Raw genomic sequence first — 26,767 nt, 5'->3', positions numbered from 1 at the left:
ATGGCCGTCGAGGTGTGCATCCCGACCGTGTTCCGCAACTACACCAGTGGCAGCAAGTACGTGACCGCGGACGGCTCGACCGTCGCCGAGGTGCTGGCCGACCTCGAGGCCCGGCATCCGGGGCTGGGCAGCCGCGTGATGGGGGAGGACGGGCAGCTGCGCCGCTTCGTCAACCTCTACATCAACGACGTCGACGTACGCACCAGCGGGATGCTCGACTCCCGCCTGCGCGACGGCGACTCGTTGACCATCCTGCCCGCCGTGGCGGGGGGCTGATGGCGTCCGGACCGGTCCCCGTCTTCGCCGGTGTGCTGTTCGACCTGGACGGCGTCCTGATCGACTCGACCGAGGCCATCCTGTCGCTCTGGCGGGGCCTGGCCGCCGAGCACGATCGGGCGCTGTCCGCGTCGGCGATCCGCGACGACGTGCTCGGCTGTTCCCCGGAACACTCGGTCTCGGCGCTCTTCGGCGACCTCGGCCCCGACACGCGGGAGGAGATCCTGCGCCGGGTGCGGGTCGCCGAGACCGACCTCGCGTTCGTCGAGGTGCCGGGCGCCCGGGAGATCCTGGCGACGCTCGGCGGCGCCGGTGTCCGGCTGGCGCTGGTCACCGGCGCCTCCGCGCGCCGGGCCCGGCGGGTGGTGGCGCACCTGGGCGTCGCCGCGGCCTTCGACGCCATGGTCACCTGGGGCGAGACGGCGCGCGGCAAGCCGGCGCCGGACTGCTACCTGCTCGCGGCGCGCCGGCTCGGGCTGGCCCCGGCGGGCTGCCTGGTCGTCGAGGACGCCCCCAGCGGCGTCCGCGCCGCCTCGTCCGCCGGGGCGGTCACCGTCGGCGTCGGCGACGCGCCGGCCCTGCGGGCCGCCGGGGCGACCTGGACCGCGCCGGACCTCGCCGCGCTGAGCGTCGCCCGGACCGCCGGCGCGGTCGAGCTGCGCCTGGCCGGTGCCCCGATCGCGGGCCTGTCCACGGTCGCGGGGCCGGCCACGCTGTCGGGGACGCGGGCGTGAGCGCCGGCCGCCCGCTGCGGGTCTTCTTCGCCACCTCCGAGGTGGCGCCCCTGGTCAAGGTGGGCGGTCTCGGGGACGTCGCCCGGGCCCTGCCCCGGGCGCTGGCCGGCCGGGGGCACGACGTACGGCTGTTCCTGCCCGGCTACGCGGGGCTGCCGGACGGCCGCCGGGTCGGCACGGTGGCCGTCGCGGCGGGCTCGGCGCGCGCCGAGTTCACCGTCGACGACCTGGGCGACCACGACGGCGTCCGGTACCTCACCCTGCGGACGCCGCAGCATCCCGACTGGCAGCGGCCCGAGGGGTACGTGGAGAAGCACCTCTCGTCCTTCGTGCTGTTCTCCCGGGCGGTCGCCGAGCTGGCGGCCCGGTCGGCGAGCCCGCCCGACGCGGTGCACTGCAACGACTGGCACGTCGGGCACGTCCCGGCACACCTGCGCGCCCTCGACGCGTCGCCGCGGACCGTGATGACCATCCACAACCTCGCCTACCAGGGGTTGTTCCCGCACGACAAGGCCGACGAGCTGGACCTGACCCGCTACGGCACCGGCAACCTGCTGGCCCAGGGCATCCGGTACGCCGACGCGGTCACCACCGTCAGCGCCCGCTACCGGGACGAGACCCTCGCCCCCGCGCACGGGGTCGGGCTGCAAGGGCTGCTGCGGGCCCGGGGCGGGGACTACCACGGGATCCGCAACGGGGTCGACTACGACGACTTCGACCCCGCCACGGACCCGCACCTGCCGGCCCGCTTCGACGTGCACGACCTCGCGGGCAAGGCGGTGGCGAAGCGCGCGCTCCAGCAGCGCAGCGGCCTGGCGACGGATGCGGAGGTGCCGCTGTTCGCCTTCGTCGGCCGGTTGGTCGACCAGAAGGGCGTCGACCTGTTGCTGGAGGGCATCGACGAGATCGCCGCCCTCGGCCTGCAACTCGTCGTCGTCGGCGTCGGGGCCGAGTACGAGCGGTCGTTCCGCCGCGCCGCCCGCTACTACCCGCACGTCGCCTACCACCCGGACAGCGGGGAGGCGATCGCCCGGCTGGCGTACGCCGGCTCGGACGCCTTCCTGGCGCCCTCCCGGTTCGAGCCGTGCGGGCTGGCGCCGCTGATCGCGCTGCGCTACGGGTCGGTGCCCGTGGTGCGGCGGGTCGGCGGCATGGCGGAGACGGTCGCCGCGACGGGGCTCGGCTTCTCGTTCGACGGCTACCGCGCGCCGGACCTGGTCGACCTGATCGCGCAGGTGGTCGTGCGCTGGGCCGACCGGCAGGCGTGGGCGCGGTTGCGGGAGCGCGGCATGCGGGCACGGTTCTCGTGGGACGAGGCCGCCGAGCGGTACGAGCAGTTGTACGTGCGCGCGCCGGCGCACGGGACAGGACGGGAGGACGACTCGGGTGCCGGTCAACCGACGTAGCGGGATCCTGCTGCATCCCAGCTCTCTACCGGGCCGGTTCGGGGTGGGTGAGTTCGGGCCGGCCGCGATCGAGTGGCTGGACTTCCTCGCGGCCGCCGAGCAGAGCGTGTGGCAGGTGCTGCCGCTCAACCCCGTCGGCGCGGACGGCTGCCCGTACCAGGCCAGCTCCACGCTGGCCGGCAGCCCGCTCTACGTGAGCGTCGAGCGGCTGCGCGACGAGGGCCTGCTCACCGCCGCCGACCTGGCGGACGTGCCGGCGCTGCCGCCGGACACCGTGGACTACCCGGCGGCGGGCGCCGTCAAGGCCGACCTGCTGGCCCGGGCGTACGCCGCCTTCACGCCGACCGCCGACAGCGAGGCGTTCGCCCGGGAACAGGCGTGGTGGCTGGACGACTACGCCCGCTACATGACGCTGCGGGAGCGGCACGGCGGGCCGTGGACGAGCTGGCCGACGCCGCTGGCCCGGCGGGACCCGGACGCGCTGGCCCGCCTCGACGACACCGAGCGGGACCGCCTCGACTACTACCGGTTCGAGCAGTACCTGTTCGCCGCGCACTTCACCGCCGTCCGCGACCACGCCCGCCGCCTCGGCATCGAGCTGATCGGCGACGTGGCCATGTTCGCCGGCACGGACAGCTGCGAGACGTGGGCGGCGCCGGAGCTGTTCCAGCTGGACGCGGCGGGCCGCCCGACCGCCGTGGCCGGGTTCCCGCCCGACGAGTTCAGCGCCGACGGCCAGGTCTGGGGCAACGCGCTGTACCGCTGGGAGCTGATGGCGGAGGACCAGTACGCCTGGTGGGTCGACCGGATCCGCCGGATGACCCAGCTGTACGACATGATCCGGCTCGACCACTTCCGGGGCTTCCTGCGCTACTGGGCGGTGCCGGTGGGCCGGCCGGCGAGCGCGGGGCGCTGGCGCGACGGGCCGGGCCCGTCGCTGTTCCAGGCCATCCGCAAGGAACTCGGCGAGGTGGTGATGCTGGCCGAGGACCTGGGACCCGCCTCGGCGGAGGTGCAGCAGTTGCGCATCGACGCCGGCATTCCCGGCATGCGGCTGCTCCAGTTCGCCTTCGCCGGCGACGAGAACCAGCATCTGCCGCACCACTACCCGACCGACTGCGTGGCATACACGGGAACGCACGACAACGACACCACACTGGGCTGGTGGGAGGAGTCGAGCGCCGACCAGCGGCTGCGGGTGGAGCGCTACCTCGGGGGCCTGCCGGACGGCATCTGCTGGTCGATGGCGCGGGCGGTCTTCGCGTCGGTGGCCGAGCTCGCCGTCCTGCCGTTGCAGGACGTGCTGGAGCTGGGCCCGGCGGCCCGGATGAACGTACCGGGACAGGCCGAGGGGAGCTGGCGGTGGCGGTTCCGGATGGAGTCGCTGACCCCGGGCCTGGAGTTCCGGCTGCGCCGGCTGACCGAGACGTACGGCCGGGACCGGCGGGCGTCCACCCGACGGGCCAGGGGGTTCACCGGCTGATGGCGGCACCGACCTCCACGTACCGGCTCCAGTTCGGCCCCCACCTCGGCCTCTCCGACGCCGTCGCGCTGACCGACTACCTGGTCGACCTCGGTGTCGGCGCGCTCTACGCCTCCCCGCTGCTCGCGGCGGCGCCGGGCTCGACGCACGGCTACGACCTGGTCGACCCCACGCGCGCCGACCCGGGCCGGGGCGGCGAGCGGGCGCGTCTCGCGCTCGCCCGCCGGCTCGCCGAGGCCGGGCTCGGTTTCGTGGTCGACGTGGTCTGCAACCACATGGGCGTCGCCGACGCGGCGGCCAACCCGTGGTGGTCCGACGTGCTGCGGCACGGGCCGGAGTCCCGCTACGCCCGGTTCTTCGACGTCGACTGGTCGGCGGGGCCGCTGTTGCTGCCGGTGCTGGGCGACGACGGCGACGGCGGCGCGGCGGCCGAGGGGGAGCTGAAGCTCGCCGACGACTCGCTGGTCTACCACGAGCACCGCTTCCCGCTGGCGCCCGGCACCGGGCACGGCACGGTGGCGCAGGTGCACGGCCGGCAGCACTACCGGCTGGTGTCCTGGCGCCGGGGGGCGGCCGACCTGACGTACCGCCGGTTCTTCAACATCGACACGCTGGCCTGCCTGCGCACGGAGGACCCGGAGGTGTTCGGGGCGCTGCACGCCGAGACGCTGCGCTGGGTGCGGGAGGGGCAGGCCACCGGGCTGCGCGTCGACCATCCGGACGGCCTGGCGGATCCCGCGGGATACCTGCGGCGGCTGCGGGCCGCGGCGCCCGCAGCGTGGATCGTGGTGGAGAAGGTGCTGGGCACCGGCGAGGAGCTGCCGGCGGGCTGGCCGGTGGACGGCACCACGGGCTACGACGCGCTGGCCGAGATCTCGGGCGTCTTCGTGGCCCCGTCCGGCCGGCAGCGGCTGACCGAGGCGGCCGGCCTGACCGGCACCGCGCTGGCCGAGGTCGTGCGCGAGGCGCGCGAGCAGGTCGTCGCGACGATGCTGGTCGCCGAGGCGCGACGGGTGGAGGCGCTCGTCGCGGCGCTGCTGCCCCGCTGCCCGGCGGCCGAGCGCGCGGACGCCGTCCGGGCCCTGCTGGTGGAGTTTCCCGTCTACCGGTCCTATCTCCCGCAGCACCGCTGGGCGCTGGACGAGGCGGTCGAGCGGGCCGCCCGGCGTCGGCCGGCGCTGCGGGGGATCCTCACCGCCGTCCGGGACGAGATGGTCGCCCGGCCGACCGGCCCGCTCGCGGTGCGGGTGCAGCAGGCGACCGGCCCGGTGATGGCCAAGGGCGTCGAGGACACCGCGATCTACCGGCACAACAGCCTGGTGGCGGTCAACGAGGTGGGCGTCGACCCGGGCCGGTTCGGGGTGTCGCCGGGTGAGTTGCACGCGGCGAACGCGGCCCGGGAGGCCGGCTGGCCCGCCACCATGACCACGCTGTCCACCCACGACACCAAGCGCTCGGAGGACGTACGGGCCCGCCTGGCGGTGCTCAGCGAGCTGCCGGAGGCGTACGCCGAGCGCTTCCGCCGCTGGTCGGCCCGGCAGCCGCTGGGCGACCCCCTGCTCGAACCGCTGGCGTGGCAGACCCTGCTCGGCGCCTGGCCGATCGGCCCCGAGCGGCTCTCCGCCTACCTGCTCAAGGTCGCCCGCGAGACGCGGGTCCGCACGAACTGGCACGATCCCGACCTCGACTACGAGGACGGCGTCACGAGCTGGCCCGCCCGGGTGCTCGCCGACGCGACCCTCACGGCGGAGGTCCGTGCCTTCGTCGACCGGATCGCCCCGCCCGGCTGGTCGAACTCGCTGGGCCAGAAGCTGCTTCAGCTCGCCGGCCCCGGGGTGCCCGACGTCTACCAGGGCACCGAGCTGTGGGACTACTCCCTGGTCGACCCGGACAACCGCCGCCCGGTCGACTTCGCGGCCCGCCGGCGACTGCTGGCGGAGATCGACGCGGGACGGACGCCGCAGGTCGACGACACGGGGACGGCCAAGTTGCTGGTCACCTCCCGGGTGCTGCGGCTGCGCCGGGACAGTCCGCGGCTGTTCCGCGGTTACCGCCCGGTCCGCGCGGAGGGTGGCGCGGCGGAGCACCTCGTCGGCTTCTCGCGCGGCGGTGACGACGGCGTCGTGGCGCTGGCCACCCGGCTGCCGGTGGGGCTCGCCGAACGGGGCGGTTGGGCCGACACCGTGGTGCCCCTGCCCGGTGACGCCGACGGCTGGGTGGACGTGCTCACCGGCGCGCCGGTCCGTTCGCCGGCGCCCCGCGTCGAGGACCTGTTCGGCCGCCTGCCGGTGGCACTGCTCGTCAAGAAAAGAGGATCATGAGCGTCGACGTGGAAACCGCCGGCCGGCGACGGTCGATGGCGGCCCTGCTCGGTGGGGTGGCCGCCACCAACACCTCCATGGTGGGGGCCAGCACGGCGTCCACGCTGATCGGCGCGGAGGAACTGACCGAGCTCTGGAGCGGCGTGCCGAACGCGGCCGGCGTGCTGGGCACCGCCGCCGGCACGCTCTGGCTGGCCGCGCTGATGGCGCGTCGGGGCACCCGTTCCGCGCTGTCACTGGGCTACCTGGTCGCGATCGTGGGCGCGGCGGTGGCCGGCGCCGCCGTGGCCTCCGGGCAGGTGTTGCTGCTGATCTTCGGCATGGTGCTGCTCGGGGTGGGCAACGGCGGGGCGCAGCTGTCGCGGTACTGCGCGGCGGACCTGTACCCGCCCCGCCGGCAGGGGCTGGCCGTCGGGGTCATCGTCTGGGCGGGCACCGTCGGGGCGGTATTCGGGCCCAACCTGATGGATCCGAGCGCCGACGTCGCCGACCGGCTGGGTCTGCCGGACCTGGCCGGGCCGTTCCTCGTGGCCCTGCTGGCGGCCGGCATCTGCGTGCTCGCCTCCGCCGCCATGCCCCGGTCGCGGACGGCGGCCCGGCAGGGCGCCAACGATCCGACCCCGGCGCAGGTGTGGCGGCACCCGGTGGTGTCCGTCGCGTTGGTGTCCATGATCGCCGGGCAGTTGGCCATGGTCGCCCTGATGACCATGACGCCGCTGCACATGAGCAGCAACCACCACGGCCTCACGGCGGTGGGTGTGGTGCTCAGCGGCCACATGATCGGCATGTTCGCCCTGGCGCCGCTCTCCGGCTACCTCTCGGACCGTTTCGGCGGTCGGGCCGCGATCCTGATGGGCATCGGCCTGCTGGTCACCTCCGTCGTGGTGGCGTCGTGGCCGGCGGCCCACGGCAGCGGCCTCACCCGCCTGGTGGTCTCGCTCTTCCTGCTCGGCTGGGGCTGGAACCTCACCTTCGTCGGCGGTAGCGCCCTGCTCACCCAGGCGTTGACGCCGGCCGCGCGGCGGGCGGTGCAGGGCCGGGTGGACGCCCTCGTGTGGGCCGCCTCGGCCGTGGCCAGCGTGGTCGCCGGGGTGGTGCTGGCGACCACCAACTACGTGGTGCTGTCGGTCGCCGCCGGGGTCGTCTCGCTGATCCCGGTGCCGATGCTGCGCCGCCGGCCGCCGGCCGAAGCGTCGGCCACCGCCCCCGAGCACGCCGACGCGGTGCGCTGACCCGGCGCCAGGCGGCACGTGCGAAGGTGCGGCCGTCGGACGCGGCGGACGATGCTGGGTGCGGCGCGGGCAGGCGTACCGCCCGGTACCGGCCGCGCCCCTGGGGCCGCCGGTACCCGCTGGGCCACGCCGGCGCCGGCCGACCCGCCACCTCCCGCTGGACGCTAGGAGAACCTGATGACAGTCGCGTTGGAACGTGCCGGCGTCACGACGTTCCGGGGTCGCCCGGTCACGCTGCTCGGGCCGGAGGTGCGCGTGGGTGATCCCGCGCCGGCCTTCACCGCGCTGGCCAACGACTTCTCGCCGGTCGACCTGGCCTCGTCGGCCGGTACGGTGCGGATCCTGTCCGTGGTGCCGTCGCTCGACACCGGCGTCTGCGACCAGCAGACGCGGCGGTTCAACGAGGAGGCCGCGGCCCTGCCGGGGGTGAGCGTGCTGACCATCTCCGTGGACCTGCCCTTCGCGCAGGCCAGGTGGTGCGGCAACGCCGGCATCGAGGGGGTCCGGACGGCCTCGGACCACCGCGACCTGTCCTTCGGGCTCGCCTACGGCGTGGTGATCGCGGAGTTCCGGCTGCTCGCCCGGGCGGTCTTCGTGGTCGACGCCGAGGCCCGCGTCGTGCACGTCGAGTACGTGCGCGAGGTCGGCGAGCACCCGCGCTACGAGGAGGCGGTCGCCGCGGCGAGGACGGCGTCGTCCCGCTGACCCGCCCCGGGTCGCCACCCGCCAGCACGCGAACGCGGTGACCACGACGTCGATGCGTCGTGGTCACCGCGTGACGCTGTCCGCTACCAGGCCTGCGTGTCGAGTGCCGCCGGTGGCGTGCGGTCCGTGGAGGGCGGCCGCCTATGGGGTACGGCCTGTGGAGCTACGGCCCGTCGTGCGCGGCACGACGGGCCGTAGCTCGTGTGGGGGAGCGGCCTCCGCGGGTGTGGACCCGCCTCAGCCGCGGTCGCGCGCCGGGGGACGGGCCACCGGACCGGACGGGGTGGCGACGGAGCCGGCCGGCTGCCCGCCCGCCCGCAGCACGCGCAGCATCACCGAGGGACGCATGATCGCCTGCGGCGGGTCGATCAGCCCGGCCACCCGCAGGAAGGCGTCCGTGACCCGGCTGTCCCGGGTGGCGGCGGCGTGCACCCGGGCGATGTAGGCGTTGGCCATCCGCACCTTGAACGGGCGCGGACCCTCCACCCGCGGGTGGGCCAGGTCGCCGCCGGCGGCGACCTCCCACGGTGCGTCGAGCTGCCGGGAGATGTCGGCGAAGAACGCCTGCGGCCGGGGCGTCCCACCACCGGCGAGGTGCCGGCGCAGGATCAGCGCCTCCAGGGCGGCGACGGTCATGCCCTGGCCGTAGACCGGGTTGAACGTGCAGACCGCGTCGCCGACCACGAGCAGCCCCTCCGGCAGCCGGGACACCCGCTCGTAGCGGCGCCGGACGCTGGCCGGGAACCGGAACGAGGCCGGCTCGTCGAGGAACTCGGCATCCCGGACGGCGTCGATGATGTCGGGCACGGGCAGCGAGGCCGCGTACGCCAGGAAGCCCTCGCGGTCGGTCGGCGGCTCGTCGCCGAGGATGCCGGTGAGCGAGAGCAGCCCGGTGTCGCCGCCCAGCGTGGCGAGGAACGCGCCGCGCGGGTGGGCGGGGGTGGCCACCGGGTTGATCGAGACGTCGCCGTGGAACGGGTCGTGGGAGAAGCGGAACCGCGCGCTGGTGTAGGTGAGCCCGATCTTGATCCGCTCCTCCGGCACCGGGCCGTGGCCGAGCTCGGTCAGCCAGGCGGGGGTCCGGGAGCCGCGGCCGGTGGCGTCCACCACCAGGTCGGCGTCGATGACCTCGGCGACGTCGGCGCCGCGGTGGTGGATCCGAACGCCGGTGATCCGGCTGCCGTCGGCGGTGGCGACCGGGGCGACGACGTCGGCGTCCTCGACGAGCCGCACCCCCGACAGGGCCAGCACCCTGCGCCGCACCAGCGCCTCGATGCCCGGCCGGTAGCCCCCGACCACCAGCAGGCCGGTCTCCGCCGGCTTCAGCCGGTGGCCGTTGAAGTACCAGCGGATCCGGGTGCCGAGGTCGCCCGAGCGCAACCCGGCCGCGGTCGCCTCGTCGGTGAAGCCGGGCAGCAGCTCCTCGATGGCCTGCTGACCCCGGGCGAGCAGGCCGTGCAGGTGCCGGCCCTGCGGTGCGCCGCGGCGCACCTCGGTCGCCTCGGCGAGCCGGTCCCGGTCCACCAGGACCACCTCCCGGTACGCCTCGGCGAGCACCTTGGCGGCGAACAGCCCGGCCATGCTCGCGCCGAGGACGACGGCCCGGCCTCTCGCGGTGTCGCTCATCGTGTGGTTCCTCTCGGTTCGCCGCCGGGCGGACCTCCCGCCCGGTACAGGGGTGCCGGTCTGCGGGCCGCGCTCATTCGGCGGGTACGGCGGAAGCGGCGGGCTCGCCGGCCCTCGGCTCCCACTGCGCCGCCGAACGGACGGCCGGCCGCTGTTCGCGTACCGTCCTCGGCGCCTGGGCCCCCGGGTCCACGGGCGCCCGGCCCAACCACGGCCGCAGCCCCGACGCCGGGCGCTCCACCACGTAGAAGCTCAGCGTCGCCGTCACCACGCTGGCACCCGTCACCGCCGCGGTGATGAGCCAGAAGTTGCCGGTGCCCAGCGGCGTGCCGGTCGCCCCGTAGTAGACCCACAGGTAGAAGACGTGCCAGAGGAAGACCCCGTAGGAGACCCGGCCGAGGAAGCGCAGCACGGGGTTGGACAGGGCCGCCCGCATGTAGCCGGGACGGCCCGCCGGCAGGGTCAACGGCGCCACCAGCAGCAGGGAGATGACCAGGTAGAGAGCGTGGTCGACCATCGCCGAGCCCAGCGGCGGGTAGTTCATCTCGTTCGGGCCGCCCAGGGGGGAGCAGGCCGCCGCGTACACCAGCACCGCGCCGATCCACGCGGCGCCCGGGTGCCGGATGAGGAACCGGTACGCGGCCGGCGCCCGCTCGGGCGTCACCTCGGCGACGGCGGAGAGGGTCGCCAGGATCATGCCGACCGCCAGGTAGCCCATGTACTCGGTCGGCCAGAGGTGCTGCAACGGGAAGGCGCCCATCGAGGGCAGGTGGTGGTACGCGGCGAAGCCGGCGCCGGTCAGCACCAGCGCGCCCAGTGGCACCAGCAGCCGCCTCGCTCGGGTCCCCGGGTCGGCGGCGCGTACCGCCCAGCGGCGCAACGCCCAGGCCAGCAGCGGCAGGGTGACGTAGAACGCGACCTCGGTCGCGAGGCTCCACGTCTGCTCCATCCCCGTGGGCATCGCGTTCGGCTGGTAGACGTGCAGCACGAGCAGCGAGCGCAGCACGTACCACAGCCCGGTGAGGGCGTCGGTGTTGAGCACGAGCAGCGCCGTCACGGCCAGCGCCCAGTACGCCGGCAGGATCCGCAGGGCCCGCCGCCAGAAGTACGGCTTCAGCGCCATCGACGGCCGGTCGGTGAGGGTGGCCAGCGCGAAGGGCCGGTAGAGCACCAGCCCGGAGAGGACGAAGAAGATCGGCAGGCCGACGTCCATGGTGTTGAAAATTGGTCCGGCGACCGGGTTACCGGCCGCGCCGTACATGTCGGAGGCGATCACGCCGGAGGTCAGCGCGATGTGGGTCAGCATGACCATCACGGCGGCGACCCCGCGCATGCCCTCCAGCTCGGGGAAGAAGATCCTCGGTCGGGCCTGCTCGCCGGTGGCGGATGTCGCCCCCGGGGCGTGCCCTCGCACTGTTGTCATCGTCCGCTCCTCACGCGCCCGTACTGTCCGAAAAGGATCTGTTGAGCCCTTGCCTCGGCAGAACCGGGCGCCCCGGCGCGTCCGTCCGCTCCACTGTCGGATCGTGCTGCTCCGCCGGACCCGGCGCACCTTCCACCGTGCGCAACTCCGCGCCCGGTGACGGGATGAGCGCACGACGGGAGATGCGGGGCCCGGAGGGGCCGGACGACGATCCCTGATGACCAGACACCACCGATGACCGCCGCACGTGCGGCGGACCGAAGCGGCGGAGGGGACACAGGGTGGGCGAGAAACGTGCGGCAACCGGTAGCGGAGGGCGCGGCCGAAGGGCCATCGCGGTCGGGGGCGTGGCGGCCCTGGCGGCAGTACTGGTGATCACCGGGCAGCAGACCCCTGCGGTCGCGGGCGGAGACGCGGACCCCGCGCCGGCGCCCGCCAGCCAGTCCGACCATCGGATCACCCTGATCACCGGTGACCGGGTCACCGTCTCCCCGGACGGCGCGCGGGTCACCGTGACCGCCGCCCCGGGCCGCGCCGGCACCCGCTTCACCAGCCACCGCGCCGGCGGGCACCGCACGGTCCTCCCGGAGGACGCCCGCCCGCTGGTCGCCGCCGGGCTGCTGGACCGGCGCCTGTTCGACGTCACGGCGCTGGTCCGGGCCGGCTACGACGACGCCCGCAGCCCCGGGCTGCCGCTGATCGTGTCGCGACGCGGCGCCGATCCCGCGGCCGGTCTGACCGGGCCTGGGCTGCGCACGACCGGCCGGTTCGCCGTAGCCGGGATGAGCGCGGTGACCGTGGCCAAGACGGATGCCGCCTCGGCCTGGTCGGCGATTCGCGAGCAGCGGGCAGACATCGAGAGGATCTGGCTGGACAGGCCGTTGACCCCGGCGCCCGTGCCGGCGCCGCCCACCGACCTGCCCCCGGCCCTGTCGGCGGGAGGCGCCGCGCCGACCGTGGCCGTGCTGAGCACCGGCGTCGACGCCGACCGGACCGGGCCGGCCGCCCGGGTGGCGCACCGGCAGGTCTTCGCCGGCGCGAGCACCGGTGACCGGCACGGACACGGCACCCGCACCGCCGCCGCCGTGCCCGGCGCGACGCTGCTCGACGGCAAGGTCTGTGACGACGACGGCCGGTGCCCGGAGTCGGCGATCCTGGCCGGCCTGGAGTGGGCCGCCGGCCGGGCCGACGTCGTCGACCTCGGCGTCGGTGGCGCGGAGCAGTTCGGCACCGGCCCGCTCGGCCGGGCGATCGAACGGATCGGCGACCGCACCGGGGCCCTCGTGCTGGCCCCCGCCGCGGTCGGGACTGCCGGAACGACCGCCACCCACGACAGGGCCGACGGGCGCGCGACCGGGCTGCCGGCCGGCACGGTGACGGGCGCGGCACTGCTCACCCAGCGTCACCCTGACTGGTCCGTGGACCGGCTCCGCGCCGCCCTCGCCGCCTCCGCGGTGGACGGTGCGCTCGACGCGGCGGCGCTGACCCGGCGGAACGTGCTCCCGGCCACGGCCTCGCTCGCCTTCGGGGTGCAGCAGTGGCCGCACGCCGACGACCGCCCGCAACAGCGGACGCTCACCTGGTACAACCACGGCGACCGGCCCGTCGAGCTGCGGCTCGACGTCGCGCTGACCGGCCCCGACGGCACGCCCGCCCCCGCCGGGGCGCTGCGGCTCGACGCGACCACGGTGACCGTGCCGGCGGGCGGGTCGGCCGGCGTCACCGTCACCGCCGACACCCGCCACGACGGGCCCGACGGCCGCTACACGGGCACCGTCACCGCCACCCCGGCGGACATGCCCGAACTGGCCGTGCGCTCGCGCGTCGAGGTGGAGAAGGAGGTCGAGAGCCACACGCTCACCGTCCGGCACCTCGGGCCGGACGGGCGGCCCACCGGCCGGGCCGAGACGATGGTGCTGGACCTCACCGGCGAGCTGAGGGCGTTGCTGTACGGCGAGGACGGCACCGCCACCGCCCGGCTGCCGAAGGGCAGCTACGTCCTCGTCGGCGACGTGGTCGACTTCGGCGACACCGACTCGACCTGGCACCGCCTCGTCCAGCCGGAGCTGGCCCTCGACGCCGACGCCACGGTGACCATGGACGCCCGACGGACCGCCCCGGTACGCACCACCGTGCCCCGCCCGGACGCGCGGACCGCCATCGTCGACCTCGGTTTCAACCGGCGCGCCGAGGACGGCACCGGGTTCGGCATCGCCCTGGCCCTCGACGGCTTCGAGGGGCTGCGCTCCGGGCAGCTCGGCCCCGACCTGCCCGCCGAGAAGATGACCGGTTACCTCCACTCCACCTGGGCGGTGCCCGGCCCGGCTGGCGACTTCCGCGACACCCCCTACACCTACGGGCTGCTCGACACCCGCCCGGGCGGCTTCTTCACCGGCTTCGACCGGAAGGTGGCCGATCGGGACCTGGCGACGGTGGACAGCCGGCTGGTCGCCCAGGTGACCGGGCGCGCGGCGACCAAGGCCATGTTCCCCAACGCGCCCGGCGTCCTCGGCACGCTGACTCCGCTGCTGCCGTTCAGACTGCCGGCGCGCACGACGCACCTGCTGGAGGGCGGTGCCACCCTGTGGAGCGCCGCCTTCGGCGAGAACGTCCCGGGCGGGGACGGGCTACCGGTCGAGATCACGGCCTTCGGCCAGGCGAACCAGTCGTACCAGGCCGGGCAGCGGTACACCGACCGGTGGAACGCGTCGGTGCTCGGGCCGATGTTCGACTTCGCCGGTCACGCCGGCCGGCGTGGCGACACCGTCTGGTTCGGCGTCCCCATGTACTCCGACCAGGACGGGCACCGGGCCGGCTCCCTCACCGACGCGGCGACGACCCGGATGTACCGCGACGGCCGGCTGGTGGGCGCCTCCGGCGCCGGGAACCTGGAGGCCGAGGTGCCGCCGGGGCCCGCGACGTTCCGCGTGGAGAAGCGGACCAGCCGACCGTCGTACTCCCCCCTGTCGACGCGGGTGGACGCGACGTGGACGTTCCGGTCGGACACCGCCAGCGCGGCCGACCAGATCTTCCCGATCTGGGTCGTCCGGTACGCGCCGACGGTCGACGACCACAACGTCGCCCGCTGGGCGCCGGTGACCCTGCTGCCGGTGTCGGTGATGTCCCAGCCGGAGGCCCGCGTGGGTCGAATCCGGCAGCTGGCCGTGCGGGTCTCCGTCGACGGGGGCCGCACCTGGCGCAAGGCCCCGGTGGTGCCGGCGGGCGACGGCGGCTACCGCGCGGTGGTGCACGCGCCGAAGGGAACCCGGACAGTGTCGCTGCGCGCCACCCTGGTCGACTCGCACGGCAACCGGCTGGACCAGACCATCGTCAACGCGTACCGGTTCGTGAAGTGATCCGGTACGACACGGGCAGGCAGGCCGCCGCTCCCGCGCCCCGGTGCGGGAGCCGGCCGGCCGGCCGGACAGGAGGAAACATGGCAACGGTATCGAGATGGCTGTCGCTGACGCTGGGCGTCGTCCTCGCCGTCGGCGCGATCGGGTCGGGCCCGGCCGCCGCCGCGACGACGGCCGGGGAGCCGCCGCGGAGCTGCATAAGCGCGCCGAGCACCCCGGAGAAGAGCCCTACCGGCGTGATGGTCCGCAGCGTCGCGACCAACAGCTGCCTCGTCCTCGCGGTCATCTGGCTGATGCGCTACGAAACCACCGACACCGGCTGGCGGACGGTGCTGGATCGCTACATGGACCCCGGGTCGACGACCCGGCTCGACTTCCCGTGCCGGGCCAGCGGCACCCGGATCTACCGGTCCGTCGTCTGGGACCCGAACATGATGGCCTACCTGACCTCTCCCGAGGTCCGCATCACCTGCTGACCCGCCCACGCGGCCCGCACGTCCGGACGCCCGCGGCGTACCGGTGACACGAGGAGGAGGAACGACATGTCCGCAGGCAATGCCGCTGTCGTGAGCGACGAGACGGCCGTACGGGACGTCGCGCGGCGCATCGTGACGGCCTGGGCGGCCAACGACGCCGACGCGTTCGCGGCGATCTTCGTCGAGGACGGCACGCTCATCGGTGACGCCTACATGAAGGGCCGGGAGGAGATCCGCTCCTACATGGCCGCCGGATTCGCCGGGCCGTACGGGGGGACCCACGTCCTCGTCGAGCCGCTGGATGTCCGCTTCCTGACCGACGACATCGCGCTGCTGGTGACCCAGGGCAGCGTGCTCCTGGAGGGGGAGACCGAGTTCGTCGCCGAGCGCGCCTTCCTCGCCACCTCCACGGTGGTCCGGGTGGACGGGGGGTGGAGCATCGCCGCCTACCAGAACTCCAAGGGCACGGCCAACCGCTGACGACGCGTACGCGGCGGCGGGTCGCCCGGCGTCCGACCGCACCCCGCACCGCCCCGGGCGGTGCGGGGTGCGTCCGGGTGACCCGCCGCCCGGGCTGAGCCCCCGCCCGCTCAGGCGGGGCGGGGGAGGCCGGCCACCAGCGAGCGGTAGGCCTCGGCGGGGGTCAGCGTGGTGCCCCGGTCGAACTCCTCCGTGAACGCGGTCGGGCCGAGCGCGTCGCGCGCGGCCTGAGTGATCCGGTCGACGTCGCCCCGTTCCCCGGCCGGCAGCGGCGCGCCCACCGAGGCCCGCGCCATGGCCGCCGCGCCGAGCAGCCGGGCGGCGTCGCCGTGCCGGCCGTCGAGCGTCGCCGTGCCGGCGAGCCCTTCCAGCGCGAGCGCCTGCGCCCGGGGATCGCCGATGGCCGTGGCGACCTCGAACGCCTCGGCGTGCAACTCGTGCGCGTCGCGGGCGGCGCCGCGCTGCTCCGCGACGAAGCCCAGCTCGGCCAGGAGCAGCGCCCGCACCACGTCGGCGTCCAGACCCGGCTGGCGGGTCCACGCCAGGACTCCGCGCAGCAGCTCCTCGGCGGCGTCCAGCCGGCCCTCGCGGCGGGCCCCGAGCCCGAGGCCGATCTGCGCGTACAGCTCCCCGGGCTTGAAGTTCTGTTCGGCGGCCAGCCGCAGCGCCCGCTCGTGGAACTCCCGGGCCCGGTCGTAGTCGCCGCTGAGCAGCGCGATGCGGCCCAGGCCGGAGAGCCGGTCGGAGGCCTCCAGCCACAGCCCGAGCTCCTCGGCCATCCGCAGGCCCTCGCGGTGCAGCCTGGCCGCCTCCGGGTAGTCGCCGGTCGCCTCCGCCCGCGTGGTCAGCGCGAAGGACGCCTGGAGCTGGCCCCACCGGTCGCCCAGCTCGCGGAAGAGCGCCACGCTGCGCGCGCTGTCCCGGCTGGCCGCCTCCAGGTCGCCCCGGGACTGCGCGTGCCCGGCCCGCAGGCTCAGCGCCGTCGCCACCCCCCACCGGTCGCCGAGCGTCTCGAACTGCGCCAGCGCGTCGTCGACCAGCTCCTGGCTGATCGTGACGTCCCCCGTGTTGAGCAGCGCGAGGCCGAGGAAGCAGGTGGCCCGGGCCCGCCCCGCCGGGTCCTCGTCCGGCGGCCAGCCCGCCAACGCCGGGGCCACCAGCGGGGCGTGGTCGCCACCGGCCTCCAGCAGGGCGAGCCCGGCCCGCCAACAGGTGGCCGCCGCCCGTACGGAGGCCGGCACCGAACCGGGCACGGCGAGCGCCGCCTCGATCGACCGGCGCGCCTCGCGCAGCCGGCCGCGCAGGTACCGGTACCAGGCCAGCGCGGTCGCCAGCTCCAGCGCGCCGGCCGCGTCCTCGTCGGCCAGCGCGCCGTCCAGCGCGCGGCGCAGGTTGGCCGTCTCCTGGTCCAGCCGCGCCAGCCAGCGCCGCTGCGCCGACCCACGCAGCTCCTCGTCGGCCCGCCGCGCCAGCTCGACGTAGTGGCGCCGGTGGCGTCGGCGCACCACCGCCACCTCGTCGGCCTCGCGCAGCCGCGCCAGGCAGTACTCGGCGACCGACTCGAGCAGCCGGTAGCGCGGCTCACCGGCGCCCTCGGTCATCACCACCAGCGAGCGGTCCACCAACCGGACGAGCAGCCCGAGCACCTCGTCGGCGGGCAGGTCCGGGTCGGCGCAGACCGCCTCCGCGGCCTCCAGGGTGCAGCCGTCGGCGTGCGCGGCGAGGCGCCGCAGCACCACCCGCTCCGGGTCGGAGAGCAGCTCCCAGCTCCAGTCGATCATCGCGCGCAGGGTCTGCTGGCGCGGCGGGGCGCCCCGGTGGCCGCCGGAGAGCAGCCGGAACCGGTCGTCCAGCCTGGTGACCAGCCCGTGCACGCCCAGCGCGCGTACCCGGGTGGCGGCCAGCTCCAGCGCGAGCGGCACCGCGTCGAGGCGGCGGCACAGCTCGGCGACGTCGCGGGCGTTGGTCGCGTCCAGGGCGAATCCGGGGGCGGCGGCGGTGGCCCGGGCGACGAAGAGCTGCACCGCGCTGGAACGGGCGAGCGCCTCGGGCTCGGTGACCTCCGGGTCCGGCAGCTCCAACGGGGGGACCGGCCAGACCCGCTCACCCGCCACGCCGAGCGGATCCTGGCTGGTGGCCAGCAGGCGTACGCCCGGGGCGTGGGGCAGCATCCGCTGGGCCAGCTCGGCGACCGGCTCCACGACGTGCTCGCAGTTGTCCAGGACCAGCAGCAGGGACCGGCCGCGCAGCACGTCGACGAGACGGTCGGCGGGGGTGGCCGGGGCACCCGTCGGCCCACGGTCGGCCCCGGTGGCCTCGCGGATGCCGAGCACCGCCAGCAGCGACCCGGCCAGCGCGGCGGGGTCGTCCGGGCGCAGCGAGGCCAGCTCGACCAGCCACACCCCGTCCGGGTACGCCTCGACGAGCTGGTGGGCCGCCTCGACCGCCAGCCGGGTCTTGCCCACTCCGCCCGGCCCGACGAGGGTGAGCAGCCGTTCGACGCGCAGCAGTTCGTGGACGTGCCGCACGGCCTCCGCGCGCCCGACCAGTGTCGTCAGCGGGGCGGGCATGTTGGTCCTCGGCATCACCCGTCCCGCACCCGCCGGGCGCGGCGCGGCCAGCGGGTCGTCCGCGCCGTTCGGCTCGGCGCCGTTCGGCTCGGCGCCGCTCGGCTCGGCGCCGTGCGGATCCCTCGCGCCGCTCCCGCCGCTCGGGCCGCTCCGGTCGCTTGCACCGCTCGGGCCACTCCGGTCGCCCGAGCCGAGCTGGTCGGCGAGCAGCGCCGGGTCGTGCGCCAGGATCGCCCGGTGCAGCGCCACCAGCTCCGGACCCGGGTCCAGGCCCAGTTCCTCGGCGAGCTGCCGGCGGAAGCGGGCGTAGCTCTCCAGCGCCTCGCCCTGTCGCCCGGCCCGGTAGAGCGCCCGCAGTTGCAGGGCGCGGGCCCGTTCCCGGAACGGGTGCCGCGCCACCAGGTCGGCGAGCTCCCCGACCAGCAGCTGGTGCTCGCCCAGGACCAGCCGGGCCTCGGCCCGCTCCTCGACTGCCACCAGGCGCTGCTCCTCCAGCCGGGCGGCCAGCGGGCGGGTGAACGGCTCGTCGGCGAAGTCGGCAAGCACCGGGCCACGCCACAGGGCCAGGGCCTCGTCCAGCAGCGCGACCCGGGCGGGTGGGTCGGCCGTGCCGGTGGCCCGCTCGACCAGCGCGCCGAACCGGTCGGCGTCGGTCTGCCCGGGTGCGGTGCGCAGCAGGTATCCGGGCGGGCGGGACACCACCGCGTCCCTACCGCCGGCCTCCGCGTCGTTCAACGCCCGCCGCAGCTGCCAGACCTTGGTCTGCAGCGCACCGCTGGGATTGGCCGGCCGGCGCTCGCCCCACAGGTCCTCGACCAGCCGGTCGACGGGGACGGGGCGGCCCTGGTGCGCCAGCAGGTCGGCGAGCAGGACACGAACCTTCAAATCGGGCACGGTGACCGGTGCGCCGTCCGTCGTCCAGACCGCCAACGGACCGAGGAGCCCGAAACGCATGGCGTCACCGTAGCGCAGCGCACCGACGACGGGCGGTCACGGCACGGCGCGGCGGCGCGGCGACCGGGAGAAGACCGGGAGCGCACCGGGAGAAGACCGGGAGTGGACCGGGAGCGGTGGGCGGCAGAGTGGGACCGGCGGCGGATCCGGCCCGGCGAGGCGAGGGAGGCACACCGGGTGTCGCGGCGCGACGGCATGCGCGCCCCGGCCGCCGGTCCGGTCGACGCCGTGAGGCGGCCGGGAAGGGCTGGCGACGCGGGCGCGGGAGCGTGCCCAGGGCGCCGGTGGGCGTCCGTGCCGTGCGACGGCCCGCGCCACCCCGGTACGCCGGAGAGCCCGCGCCGTCGCCGCCGCTCCCGGACAGGGGGCGTCCGTGACCACGAATGGAGAGACAGCATGAACCTGCCGACGATCGTGTCGCAGTCGGAATGGGACACCGCCCGGGAGCGGCTGCTCGCCAAGGAAAAGGAGGCGACCCGGGCCCGGGACGCGCTGGCCGCGGAGCGCCGCAGGCAGCCCATGACACGGATCCACAAGGAATACGTCTTCGAGGGCCCGGGCGGCAAGGCCAACCTGGCCGACATCTTCGACGGCCGGCGTCAGCTGATCGTCTACCACTTCATGCTCAGGCCGGGCGAGTCGCACTACTGCGAGGGGTGCTCGATGTTCGTCGACAACCTCGGCCACCCCGCCCACCTGAACGCCCGGGACACCACCCTGGCGCTCATCTCCCGGGCGCCGCTGGCGGAGATCACCCCGCTCAAGGAGCGGATGGGCTGGACGCTGCCCTGGTACTCGTCCCACGGCACCGACTTCAACACCGACCTCGGGCTCACCACGAAGGCGGGGGAGGCGTTCGGGCTGAGCGTCTTCCTGCGCGACGGCGACGAGGTGTACCGCACCTACTTCACCTCGGAGCGGGGCGTCGAGGCGCTCGGCAGCAACTGGTCGCTGCTCGACCTCACTCCGCTCGGCCGCCAGGAGACCTGGGAGGACACCCCGGACGGACGCCCGCAGGAGGAGCCGTACGGCTGGTGGCGGCTGCACGACGAGTACGACAACTAGGCGCCGCACCGACACGGAGGAAGGACCACGATGGATGTGAACGCGAGCGAGGCGGAACCGAGAGCGAGCCGGCGCGAGTGGATCGGGCTGGCCGTGCTCACGCTGCCCACCCTGCTGCTGTCGCTGGACCTCAACGTGCTCTACCTGGCGCTACCGCAGCTCAGCGCCGACCTGGCGCCGGACGCCGCCCAGCTGCTCTGGATCATGGACATCTACGGCTTCATGATTGCCGGATTCCTGGTGACCATGGGGACCCTCGGTGACCGGATCGGCCGCCGCCGGCTGCTCATGATCGGCGCGGCGGCCTTCGGCGTGGCGTCGGTGATCGCCGCCTACTCGAGCAGCGCCGAGATGTTGATCGCCACCCGGGCGCTGCTGGGCGTGGCCGGGGCGACCCTGATGCCCTCCACGCTGTCGCTGATCAGCAACATGTTCCGCAACCCGCAGCAGCGCACCATGGCCATCGGCCTCTGGATGAGCTGCTTCATGATCGGCGCGATCGTCGGACCGCTGGTCGGCGGCGTGCTGCTCGAGTCGTTCTGGTGGGGCGGGGTCTTCCTGCTGGGCGTACCGGTGATGGTCGTCCTGCTGGTGGCCGCGCCGCTGCTGCTGCCCGAGTACCGCAACCCGGAGGCCGGGCGGCTCGACCTGTTCAGCGTGGTGCTGTCGCTGGCCACCATCCTGCCCTTCGTCTACGGCCTCAAGGAGCTGGCGAAGGACGGCTTCGGCGTCCGGCCGGTCCTGGCGATGGTCGCCGGTGTGGTGATTGGCGTGATCTTCGTGGCGCGGCAGCGCCGCCTCACCAGCCCGCTGCTCGAGGTGCGGCTGTTCGCCAACCGGACCTTCAGCGCGGCCCTGGGCATCATGCTGCTCGGTGGGTCGACCATCGGTGGCATCGCGCTGCTCTTCGCCCAGTACGCCCAGCTGGTCGAGGGCCTCTCCCCGCTGCGGGCCGGGCTCTGGATGCTGCCGTACGCGGTGTCCATGCTGGTCGGTTCGATGCTCGCGCCGATGATCGCGCAGAAGTTCGCCCCGGGCTACGTGGTCGCCGGCGGCATGGCGATCGCCGCGGTCGGCTTCGCGCTGCTGAGCCAGGTGGGCACCGCCGGTGGGCTCGGCCTCGCGGTGACCGGTCTGGTGATCGTCTATCTCGGCTTCGGTCCCGGTGCCGTGCTGGGCACGGACCTGATCATCGGGGCGGCGCCGCCCGAACGGGCAGGCTCGGCGTCGTCGATGTCGGAGACGAGCACCGAGCTGGGGGTGGCGCTCGGCGTCGCCGTACTGGGCAGCGTCGGCACCGCCGTCTACCGCAGCGAGATCGCCCCGGCCCTCGCCGCCGACCTGCCCGCGCAGGTCAGGGAGGCGGCCGGCGATTCGCTGGCCGGCGCGAGCGCGGTGACCGGGCAGCTCTCGGAGCAGACCGGGAGCGCCCTGCTGGAGGCCGCCAGGGCGGCGTTCACCAGCGGGTTCAACATGGCCGGGTTGGTCAGCGCGGTGATCGCGGTGATCCTGGCCGTGGCCTCGGCGCTGTTGCTGCGCCGAGTGCGCCCGGCGGCCGAGGAACCGGTCGTCGATGCCCCGGCGGTCCCGGCCGGTGGCACCGACGAGACGCCCGCGTCGGCCCGGCGCTGACGGGTCGGTCGCGGCGCGACCGTGCGGCCGGGGTGGAGCGTTCCACCCCGGCCGCACGCCGTTCGCGCACGTCCGGGCGGCACCCGGAGCTGTCGCGGGTCGCCCGGCGGGCCACGCGTCCCCCGTCGGGCGGCGCCGGCGGACCGGGTGCGCGTACGACGGCGCCGCCCGACCCCGGTGGGTCGGGCGGCGCCTCGGTGTCGGGACGTCAGTTCGCGCCGGTGTCGGGCAGGGCCAGCCACCACGGGTTCTCCCGGGCCCAGTGCACCGTCCGCTCCAGGCCGGTACGCAACGGCACCTCGCACTTCCAACCCAGCACCGTGCGCGCCTTCGTGGTGTCCGGGATCCGCCGGGCCAGGTCCTCGTAGGCGCTGCCCAGCGCCCGGCTGGTGTCCACGTCGGTCACCGCGGCGGTGCCGGTGAGCGTGCCGATCAGCTCCGCCACCTCGCCGATGGTGTTCTCCACCATGCTGCCGATGTTGAACGACTCGCCGAGCGCCGCCGGGCTGGTGGCGGCGGCGAGCGTACCGGCGACGGCGTCGTCGACGAAGGTGAAGCAGCGGGTCTGCCGCCCCTGGTCGTAGACCACCACCGGGCGCCCGTTCAACGCCCGGTGCACGGAGCGGCTGACCAGGTACGCCGGGCGCTGCCGGGGACCGTAGACGTTGAAGTAGCGGACGATGGTGGCCGCCAGCCCGTGCTGCCGGGCGAAGGCGTACGTCAGGTGCTCGGTGAGGGCCTTGCTCGACGAGTACGTCCAGCGGTCGGCGGACGTCGCGCCGAGCACCCGGTCGTCCTCCTCCGCCCACGGCACCGCCGGGTTCTTGCCGAAGACCTCGCTGGTGCTGGCCAGCACGACGCGGGCGCCGGCCCGGCAGGCCAGGTCCAGCACGTTGCGGGTACCGGTGAAGTTGATGTCGACGACGTCCAGCGGGCGGGACAGGTACTGGTCGACGCCCACCACGGCGGCCAGGTGGTAGACGACGTCGACGCCGGAGGTGATGGCCTCGGCCAACCCCTCCGGGTCGCGCACGTCGCCCTCCACCAGCCGGGCGTGCGCCGCGGCCGGCGAGCGTCCCACCGGCGGCGCCGGGCCGTCGAAGACCGTGACATCGTCGCCGCGCTCCAGCAGCCGGTCCACCAGGTGACCGCCGATGAAGCCGTGCCCGCCCGTCACCACCACCCGCGCGCTCACCGGCCGATCCCCCGGTAGTGGTACCCGGCGGCCCGCAGCCCGGCGATCCTGTCCTTCGGGAAGTACGCGCGCCCGTCGAGCACCAGGCACGGCCGGGCCACCGGCAGCGCGGCGTAGTCGATCTCGGTGAACCGCCGGTGGTGGGCCAGGACGGCCAGGCAGTCCGCGCCCCGCACCGCCTCGTCGAGGTCGGCGACCGGGCGCAGGCCGAAGAGCTTCTCCGCCTCGTCCGGGTCGACCAGCGGATCGTGCAGGCGGACCTCGCAGCCGGCCTCGCGCAGGGCCGCGACGGCCGGCAGCGTCGGGGTGGCCCGCAGGTCGCCGGTGTCGTTCTTGAACGCCAGCCCCAGCACGGTCACCGTCGCCGTCTCCGCCGGCCTGCCGAGAGCGGCCAGCTCGTCCAGGACCAGGCGCGCCGTGTAGCCCGGCATCCCCGCGTTCACCTGCCGGCCGGCCGGCGCGGTGAGGATCTCCAGTCCCCGCTCCCGCGCCGAGTGCCAGACCATCCAGGGGTCCTTGGTCAGGCAGGAGCCGCCCACCCCGACGCTGGGCAGCAGGATGTTGATGTTGCTCTTGCCCTTCGGGATGCTGTTGGCGGCGGCGATCACGTCCAGCACGTCGACGTCGAACAGCGCGCTGAACTTGGCCAGCTCGTTGGCGAGCGCGATGTTCAGGTCGATCCACCAGTTGTCGGCGAGCTTGACGATCTCCGCCGCCTCCAGCGAGTCCACCGGGATAACGTCCACCCCCAACGCCCGCTGCCAGAAATCGCCGGCCGCCCGGGTGCTGTCGGCGTCCAGGCCGCCGGCGACGATGGGGAAGGTCCGCAGCTCCCGCAGTGCGGTGCCCTCGGCGAGCCGCTCCGGGGTGAAGGCGATCCCGAAGTCCTTCCCGCCGCTCAGCCCGCCGCGCTCCAGCAGCGGCAGGACGAAGTCCCGGGTGGTGCCCGGCGGCACCGTGCTCTTGATCACGACCAGTTGGCCGGGTCGCAGGTGGCGGGCCAGCTCGACGCAGGCGCCGCGGAGCTGCTCGTCGGCGAGCGAGCCGTCGCGGCGCACCGGCGTGCCGACGGTGACGAGGACGACGTCGGTCTCCGCCAGCGCCGCGTAGTCGGTGGTCACCCGCAGCCGGCCGCCCTCGATGCCGGCGCGGACCAGCTCCGGCAGGCCGGGCTCCTCGAACCGGCAGTGCCCGGCGCGCAGCTCGTCGACCAGGTGCGGGTCGACGTCCACGCCCACCACGTCCAGGCCCCGTTCGGCCAGGACCGCGGCGATGCAGGACCCGACGTAGCCGAGCCCGACGACCGCCACCCGAGGATCTCGTCGGTCGGACAGAACGCCCATCTGTGCTCCAATCAGGGAAGCTGACGGGTCCCAGGCCGGGATCCCGCCGGTCAGCCGTAGGTCTTGACGAACTCCCGGATGGACGAGACGACGTAGTCGATCATCTCGTCGGTGAGCCCGGGGAAGACCCCGACGTGGAAGGTCTGGCTGGTCACGATGTCGCTGTTGGTCAGCTCGCCGACCACCCGGTACTCCTGGTCGGCGTACGCGGGGTGGCGGGTCAGGTTGCCCGCGAACAGCCGCCGCGTGCCGATCTTGCGATCCTCCAGGAAGCCCACCAGCTCGGGCACGTCGAACGGCGCCCCCGGCTCGACGGTGATCACGAAGCCGTACCAGCTCGGGTCGCTGCGCGGCGTGGCGTGCGGCAGCAGCAGGTGCGGCACCCCGTCCAGGCCCTCGCGCAGCTGCCGCCAGTTGTGCCGCCGGGCGGCGCAGAACTCGTCGACCCGGGCCAGCTGGGCCAGCCCCAGGGCGGCCTGCAGGTCGGTGGTCTTCAGGTTGTACCCGACGTGCGAGTAGATGTACTTGTGGTCGTAGCCCTCCGGGAGGGTGCCCAGCTGGTGCTCGAACCGCTTCATGCAGGTGTTGCTCTTGCCCGGGTCGCACCAGCAGTCCCGGCCCCAGTCGCGCAGCGACTCCACGATCCGGGCCAGGGCCAGGTTGTTGGTGACCACGCAGCCCCCCTCGCCCATCGTCATGTGGTGGGCCGGGTAGAAGCTCGCCGAGGCCAGGTCGCCGAAGCTGCCGGTGGGCCGGCCGTCGTAGAAGGAACCGACCGCGTCGCAGTTGTCCTCGATGAGGAACAGGTCGTGCTCCTTGGCGAGCTGCGCCATCTCGGCGACCGCGAACGGGTTGCCCACCGCGTGGGCCAGGATGATGGCCCTGGTCTTCGGGCCGATCGCGGCGGCCACCCGCTCGACGGTGGCGTTGTAGGTGCCCAGCTCGATGTCGACGAAGACCGGCACCAGCCCGTTCTGCAGGATCGGGTTGACCGTGGTGGGGAACCCGGCCGCCACCGTGATCACCTCGTCGCCCCGGCGCAGCCGCCGGTCGCCGAGCTGGGCCGAGGTGAGCGCCGAGACCGCCAGCAGGTTGGCCGAGGAGCCGGAGTTGCACAGGTGCGCCTTGCGGACCCGCAGCTTGCGGGCGAAGGCCGACTCGAACCGGCGGGCGTTCTGCCCGGACGCGATGCGCAGGTCCAGCGCGGCCTCGACCAGCGCCACCCGCTCCTCGGCGCCCAGCACCGCGCCCGAGGGCCAGATCTCGGTCTCGCCCGGGACGAACGGCCGCTCCTGTTGGACCTCCTGGTGGTACTTGCGGACGCTGTCCAGCAGCAGTGCCTTGGGGTCGCTCATCCCATCTTCCTCTCGGATCGTGCCCGGCAGCGGGCGTATGTCGGCGGCCGTACGGGCGTCATGCGGCGAACTCGATCCGGCTGTGGTCGCCGACCACCAGCCGGCTCCCGGCCGCCGGGCTGAGGCTGACCGTGGCGGAGCGGCCGATCAGGCAGCCGCGCAGCCCACGGACGGCGGTGATCGAGGCGTCCGCCAGCACGATCGAGTCGGCCACCTCGGCGTCGACGAGCCGGCAGCCGGGCCCGATCGCGGTGTGCGGGCCGATCCGGCAGCCCTCGACCACGGCGCCCGCGCCGATGACCACCGGCCCCTCGACGCGGCTGGCGACGATGCGGGCGCCCGGCTCCACGACCACGGCGCCGGTCAGCTCGCTGGCCGGATCGACGCTGCCGGCGACCGCGCGCGGCTGCCCGTCGAGCAGGTGCCGGTTGCAGGCCAGCAGGTCCGCCACCTGGCCGGTGTCGCGCCAGTACCCGTCGTACTCGCTGGCGCGCACCTCGGCGCCGCTGGTGACCAGCCATTGCACCGCGTCGGTGATCTCCAGCTCGCCGCGGGCGCTGGGCGTGATGGCGTCGACGCCGGCGTGGATGGCCGGGGTGAAGAAGTAGACGCCGACCAGGGCGAGGTCCCCGCGCGGCTGCCGGGGCTTCTCCACCAGGCGGCGTACCGTGCCGTCGGGGTCGAGCTCGACGATGCCGAAGGCGCGCGGATCGTCCACCTTGTGCACGAGCACCTGGGCCGCCGGTCGGTGGCGGCGGAACTGGTCGGCGTACCGGGCCACGCCGTCGGGCAGCATGACATCGCCGAGGTACATGACGAAGTCGTCGTCGCCGAGGAACGGCCGGGCCAGCCGGACGCAGTCGGCCAGCCCGCGGGGCCGGTCCTGACGCAGGTAGGTCAGCCGCACCCCGAGGCGGGAGCCGTCGGAGAGGACCTCGCCGATCTGGTCGGCCCAGGCGCCCACGATCACGCCGATCTCGGTCACGCCGGCGTCGCGGACGTTCTCCAGCACGTGCTCCAGGACCGGCTTGTTCGCCACCGGGACGAGCTGCTTGGGCATCGAGTGGCTCAGCGGGCGCAGCCGGGTGCCGGCACCCCCGGAGAGCACCAGGGCCTTCATCGCGTACCCCCGGCG

At 74.7% G+C, this 26,767-nt stretch carries 19 protein-coding genes; 12 read left to right on the top strand and 7 right to left on the bottom strand.

What is annotated here, in order from left to right:
* From AC0OO9_RS02290 to tpx, 7 genes are all read left to right on the top strand, one after another.
* Positions 1 to 276, top strand: coding sequence for a MoaD/ThiS family protein (locus tag AC0OO9_RS02290; protein WP_132238266.1), 276 nt, complete (start codon positions 1 to 3; stop codon positions 274 to 276).
* On the top strand, positions 276 to 1,010 hold the full coding sequence (locus AC0OO9_RS02285) for an HAD family hydrolase (RefSeq protein ID WP_421450523.1): 735 nt from the start codon (positions 276 to 278) through the stop codon (positions 1,008 to 1,010). Before AC0OO9_RS02290 ends, AC0OO9_RS02285 begins: the two co-directional genes overlap by 1 nt.
* Positions 1,007 to 2,416 carry a glycogen synthase gene (locus tag AC0OO9_RS02280; RefSeq protein ID WP_484515147.1) on the top strand — a complete coding sequence of 470 codons (1,410 nt, stop codon included), beginning with the start codon at positions 1,007 to 1,009 and terminating at the stop codon, positions 2,414 to 2,416. The genes AC0OO9_RS02285 and AC0OO9_RS02280 overlap by 4 nt, the downstream gene beginning before the upstream one ends.
* A complete protein-coding gene (gene malQ, locus AC0OO9_RS02275) occupies positions 2,397 to 3,899 on the top strand; it encodes a 4-alpha-glucanotransferase (RefSeq protein ID WP_484515145.1) in 1,503 nt (500 codons plus the stop codon). Before AC0OO9_RS02280 ends, malQ begins: the two co-directional genes overlap by 20 nt.
* On the top strand, positions 3,899 to 6,220 hold the full coding sequence (gene treY, locus AC0OO9_RS02270; RefSeq protein WP_484515143.1) for a malto-oligosyltrehalose synthase: 2,322 nt from the start codon (positions 3,899 to 3,901) through the stop codon (positions 6,218 to 6,220). Before malQ ends, treY begins: the two co-directional genes overlap by 1 nt.
* Positions 6,217 to 7,452, top strand: coding sequence for an MFS transporter (locus AC0OO9_RS02265; RefSeq protein WP_421450516.1), 1,236 nt, complete (start codon positions 6,217 to 6,219; stop codon positions 7,450 to 7,452). The genes treY and AC0OO9_RS02265 overlap by 4 nt, the downstream gene beginning before the upstream one ends.
* A 177-nt stretch (positions 7,453 to 7,629) precedes the next feature.
* Positions 7,630 to 8,157, top strand: a complete 528-nt coding sequence (gene tpx / locus AC0OO9_RS02260) for a thiol peroxidase (RefSeq protein ID WP_484515141.1) — start codon at positions 7,630 to 7,632, stop codon at positions 8,155 to 8,157.
* Positions 8,158 to 8,394: 237 nt separating this feature from the next.
* Here the strand turns inward: tpx and AC0OO9_RS02255 are convergent, their stop codons facing one another.
* Both AC0OO9_RS02255 and AC0OO9_RS02250 read right to left on the bottom strand, forming a co-directional pair.
* Entirely contained in the window at positions 8,395 to 9,783 is a 1,389-nt protein-coding gene (locus tag AC0OO9_RS02255; protein WP_484515139.1) for an FAD-dependent oxidoreductase, read from the bottom strand.
* A gap of 73 nt (positions 9,784 to 9,856) precedes the next feature.
* Complete coding sequence (locus AC0OO9_RS02250) at positions 9,857 to 11,206, bottom strand: acyltransferase family protein (RefSeq protein ID WP_484515137.1); 1,350 nt, start codon at positions 11,204 to 11,206, stop codon at positions 9,857 to 9,859.
* A 347-nt stretch (positions 11,207 to 11,553) separates the two neighbouring features.
* Here AC0OO9_RS02250 and AC0OO9_RS02245 point away from each other — a divergent pair, with 347 nt between their 5' ends.
* From AC0OO9_RS02245 to AC0OO9_RS02235, 3 genes are all read left to right on the top strand, one after another.
* Entirely contained in the window at positions 11,554 to 14,562 is a 3,009-nt protein-coding gene (locus AC0OO9_RS02245; RefSeq protein ID WP_484515135.1) for a S8 family peptidase, read from the top strand.
* A gap of 80 nt (positions 14,563 to 14,642) precedes the next feature.
* Positions 14,643 to 15,038, top strand: coding sequence for a hypothetical protein (locus tag AC0OO9_RS02240; protein WP_484515134.1), 396 nt, complete (start codon positions 14,643 to 14,645; stop codon positions 15,036 to 15,038).
* Between the two features lie 66 nt (positions 15,039 to 15,104).
* Positions 15,105 to 15,518 carry an SgcJ/EcaC family oxidoreductase gene (locus tag AC0OO9_RS02235; RefSeq protein ID WP_132238240.1) on the top strand — a complete coding sequence of 138 codons (414 nt, stop codon included), beginning with the start codon at positions 15,105 to 15,107 and terminating at the stop codon, positions 15,516 to 15,518.
* A gap of 110 nt (positions 15,519 to 15,628) precedes the next feature.
* On the opposite strand, the gene AC0OO9_RS02230 is transcribed toward AC0OO9_RS02235, so the two are convergent.
* Entirely contained in the window at positions 15,629 to 19,042 is a 3,414-nt protein-coding gene (locus tag AC0OO9_RS02230) for an AfsR/SARP family transcriptional regulator (protein WP_484515132.1), read from the bottom strand.
* Positions 19,043 to 19,438: 396 nt separating this feature from the next.
* Here AC0OO9_RS02230 and AC0OO9_RS02225 point away from each other — a divergent pair, with 396 nt between their 5' ends.
* Positions 19,439 to 20,107 (top strand): DUF899 domain-containing protein, encoded by a 669-nt coding sequence (locus AC0OO9_RS02225; RefSeq protein ID WP_132238236.1) that lies wholly within the window; start codon positions 19,439 to 19,441, stop codon positions 20,105 to 20,107.
* A gap of 30 nt (positions 20,108 to 20,137) precedes the next feature.
* Complete coding sequence (locus AC0OO9_RS02220) at positions 20,138 to 21,739, top strand: MFS transporter (protein WP_484515131.1); 1,602 nt, start codon at positions 20,138 to 20,140, stop codon at positions 21,737 to 21,739.
* 208 nt (positions 21,740 to 21,947) lie between these two features.
* Here AC0OO9_RS02220 and AC0OO9_RS02215 read toward each other — a convergent pair whose 3' ends face one another.
* From AC0OO9_RS02215 to AC0OO9_RS02200, 4 genes are read right to left on the bottom strand one after another with little or no spacing between them, the layout of a single operon-like run.
* Positions 21,948 to 22,934, bottom strand: coding sequence for an NAD-dependent epimerase/dehydratase family protein (locus tag AC0OO9_RS02215; RefSeq protein WP_393171171.1), 987 nt, complete (start codon positions 22,932 to 22,934; stop codon positions 21,948 to 21,950).
* On the bottom strand, positions 22,931 to 24,277 hold the full coding sequence (locus AC0OO9_RS02210) for a nucleotide sugar dehydrogenase (RefSeq protein WP_484515130.1): 1,347 nt from the start codon (positions 24,275 to 24,277) through the stop codon (positions 22,931 to 22,933). Before AC0OO9_RS02210 ends, AC0OO9_RS02215 begins: the two co-directional genes overlap by 4 nt.
* 50 nt (positions 24,278 to 24,327) lie before the next feature.
* Complete coding sequence (gene rfbH, locus AC0OO9_RS02205; protein WP_421450498.1) at positions 24,328 to 25,632, bottom strand: lipopolysaccharide biosynthesis protein RfbH; 1,305 nt, start codon at positions 25,630 to 25,632, stop codon at positions 24,328 to 24,330.
* Positions 25,633 to 25,690: 58 nt separating this feature from the next.
* Complete coding sequence (locus tag AC0OO9_RS02200; protein WP_484515128.1) at positions 25,691 to 26,752, bottom strand: glucose-1-phosphate thymidylyltransferase; 1,062 nt, start codon at positions 26,750 to 26,752, stop codon at positions 25,691 to 25,693.
* Positions 26,753 to 26,767 lie beyond the last annotated feature (15 nt).

It is taken from the genome of Micromonospora sp. USAFONa4, assembly GCF_057197825.1.
The sequence above is the reverse complement of the archived record's forward strand: the minus strand, read 5'-3'. Positions and strand labels throughout refer to the sequence as shown.

Excerpts from the sequence above, each read along its gene's own strand:
- treY (WP_484515143.1), top strand. The coding sequence starts at position 3,899 with ATGGCGGCACCGACCTCCACGTACCGGCTCCAGTTCGGCCCCCACCTC.
- AC0OO9_RS02200 (WP_484515128.1), bottom strand. The coding sequence starts at position 26,752 with ATGAAGGCCCTGGTGCTCTCCGGGGGTGCCGGCACCCGGCTGCGCCCG.
- AC0OO9_RS02235 (WP_132238240.1), top strand. The coding sequence starts at position 15,105 with ATGTCCGCAGGCAATGCCGCTGTCGTGAGCGACGAGACGGCCGTACGG.
- AC0OO9_RS02240 (WP_484515134.1), top strand. The coding sequence starts at position 14,643 with ATGGCAACGGTATCGAGATGGCTGTCGCTGACGCTGGGCGTCGTCCTC.
- AC0OO9_RS02285 (WP_421450523.1), top strand. The coding sequence starts at position 276 with ATGGCGTCCGGACCGGTCCCCGTCTTCGCCGGTGTGCTGTTCGACCTG.
- rfbH (WP_421450498.1), bottom strand. The coding sequence starts at position 25,632 with ATGAGCGACCCCAAGGCACTGCTGCTGGACAGCGTCCGCAAGTACCAC.
- AC0OO9_RS02225 (WP_132238236.1), top strand. The coding sequence starts at position 19,439 with ATGAACCTGCCGACGATCGTGTCGCAGTCGGAATGGGACACCGCCCGG.
- AC0OO9_RS02290 (WP_132238266.1), top strand. The coding sequence starts at position 1 with ATGGCCGTCGAGGTGTGCATCCCGACCGTGTTCCGCAACTACACCAGT.
- tpx (WP_484515141.1), top strand. The coding sequence starts at position 7,630 with ATGACAGTCGCGTTGGAACGTGCCGGCGTCACGACGTTCCGGGGTCGC.
- AC0OO9_RS02255 (WP_484515139.1), bottom strand. The coding sequence starts at position 9,783 with ATGAGCGACACCGCGAGAGGCCGGGCCGTCGTCCTCGGCGCGAGCATG.
- AC0OO9_RS02265 (WP_421450516.1), top strand. The coding sequence starts at position 6,217 with ATGAGCGTCGACGTGGAAACCGCCGGCCGGCGACGGTCGATGGCGGCC.
- AC0OO9_RS02250 (WP_484515137.1), bottom strand. The coding sequence starts at position 11,206 with ATGACAACAGTGCGAGGGCACGCCCCGGGGGCGACATCCGCCACCGGC.
- AC0OO9_RS02210 (WP_484515130.1), bottom strand. The coding sequence starts at position 24,277 with ATGGGCGTTCTGTCCGACCGACGAGATCCTCGGGTGGCGGTCGTCGGG.
- AC0OO9_RS02220 (WP_484515131.1), top strand. The coding sequence starts at position 20,138 with ATGGATGTGAACGCGAGCGAGGCGGAACCGAGAGCGAGCCGGCGCGAG.
- AC0OO9_RS02230 (WP_484515132.1), bottom strand. The coding sequence starts at position 19,042 with ATGCGTTTCGGGCTCCTCGGTCCGTTGGCGGTCTGGACGACGGACGGC.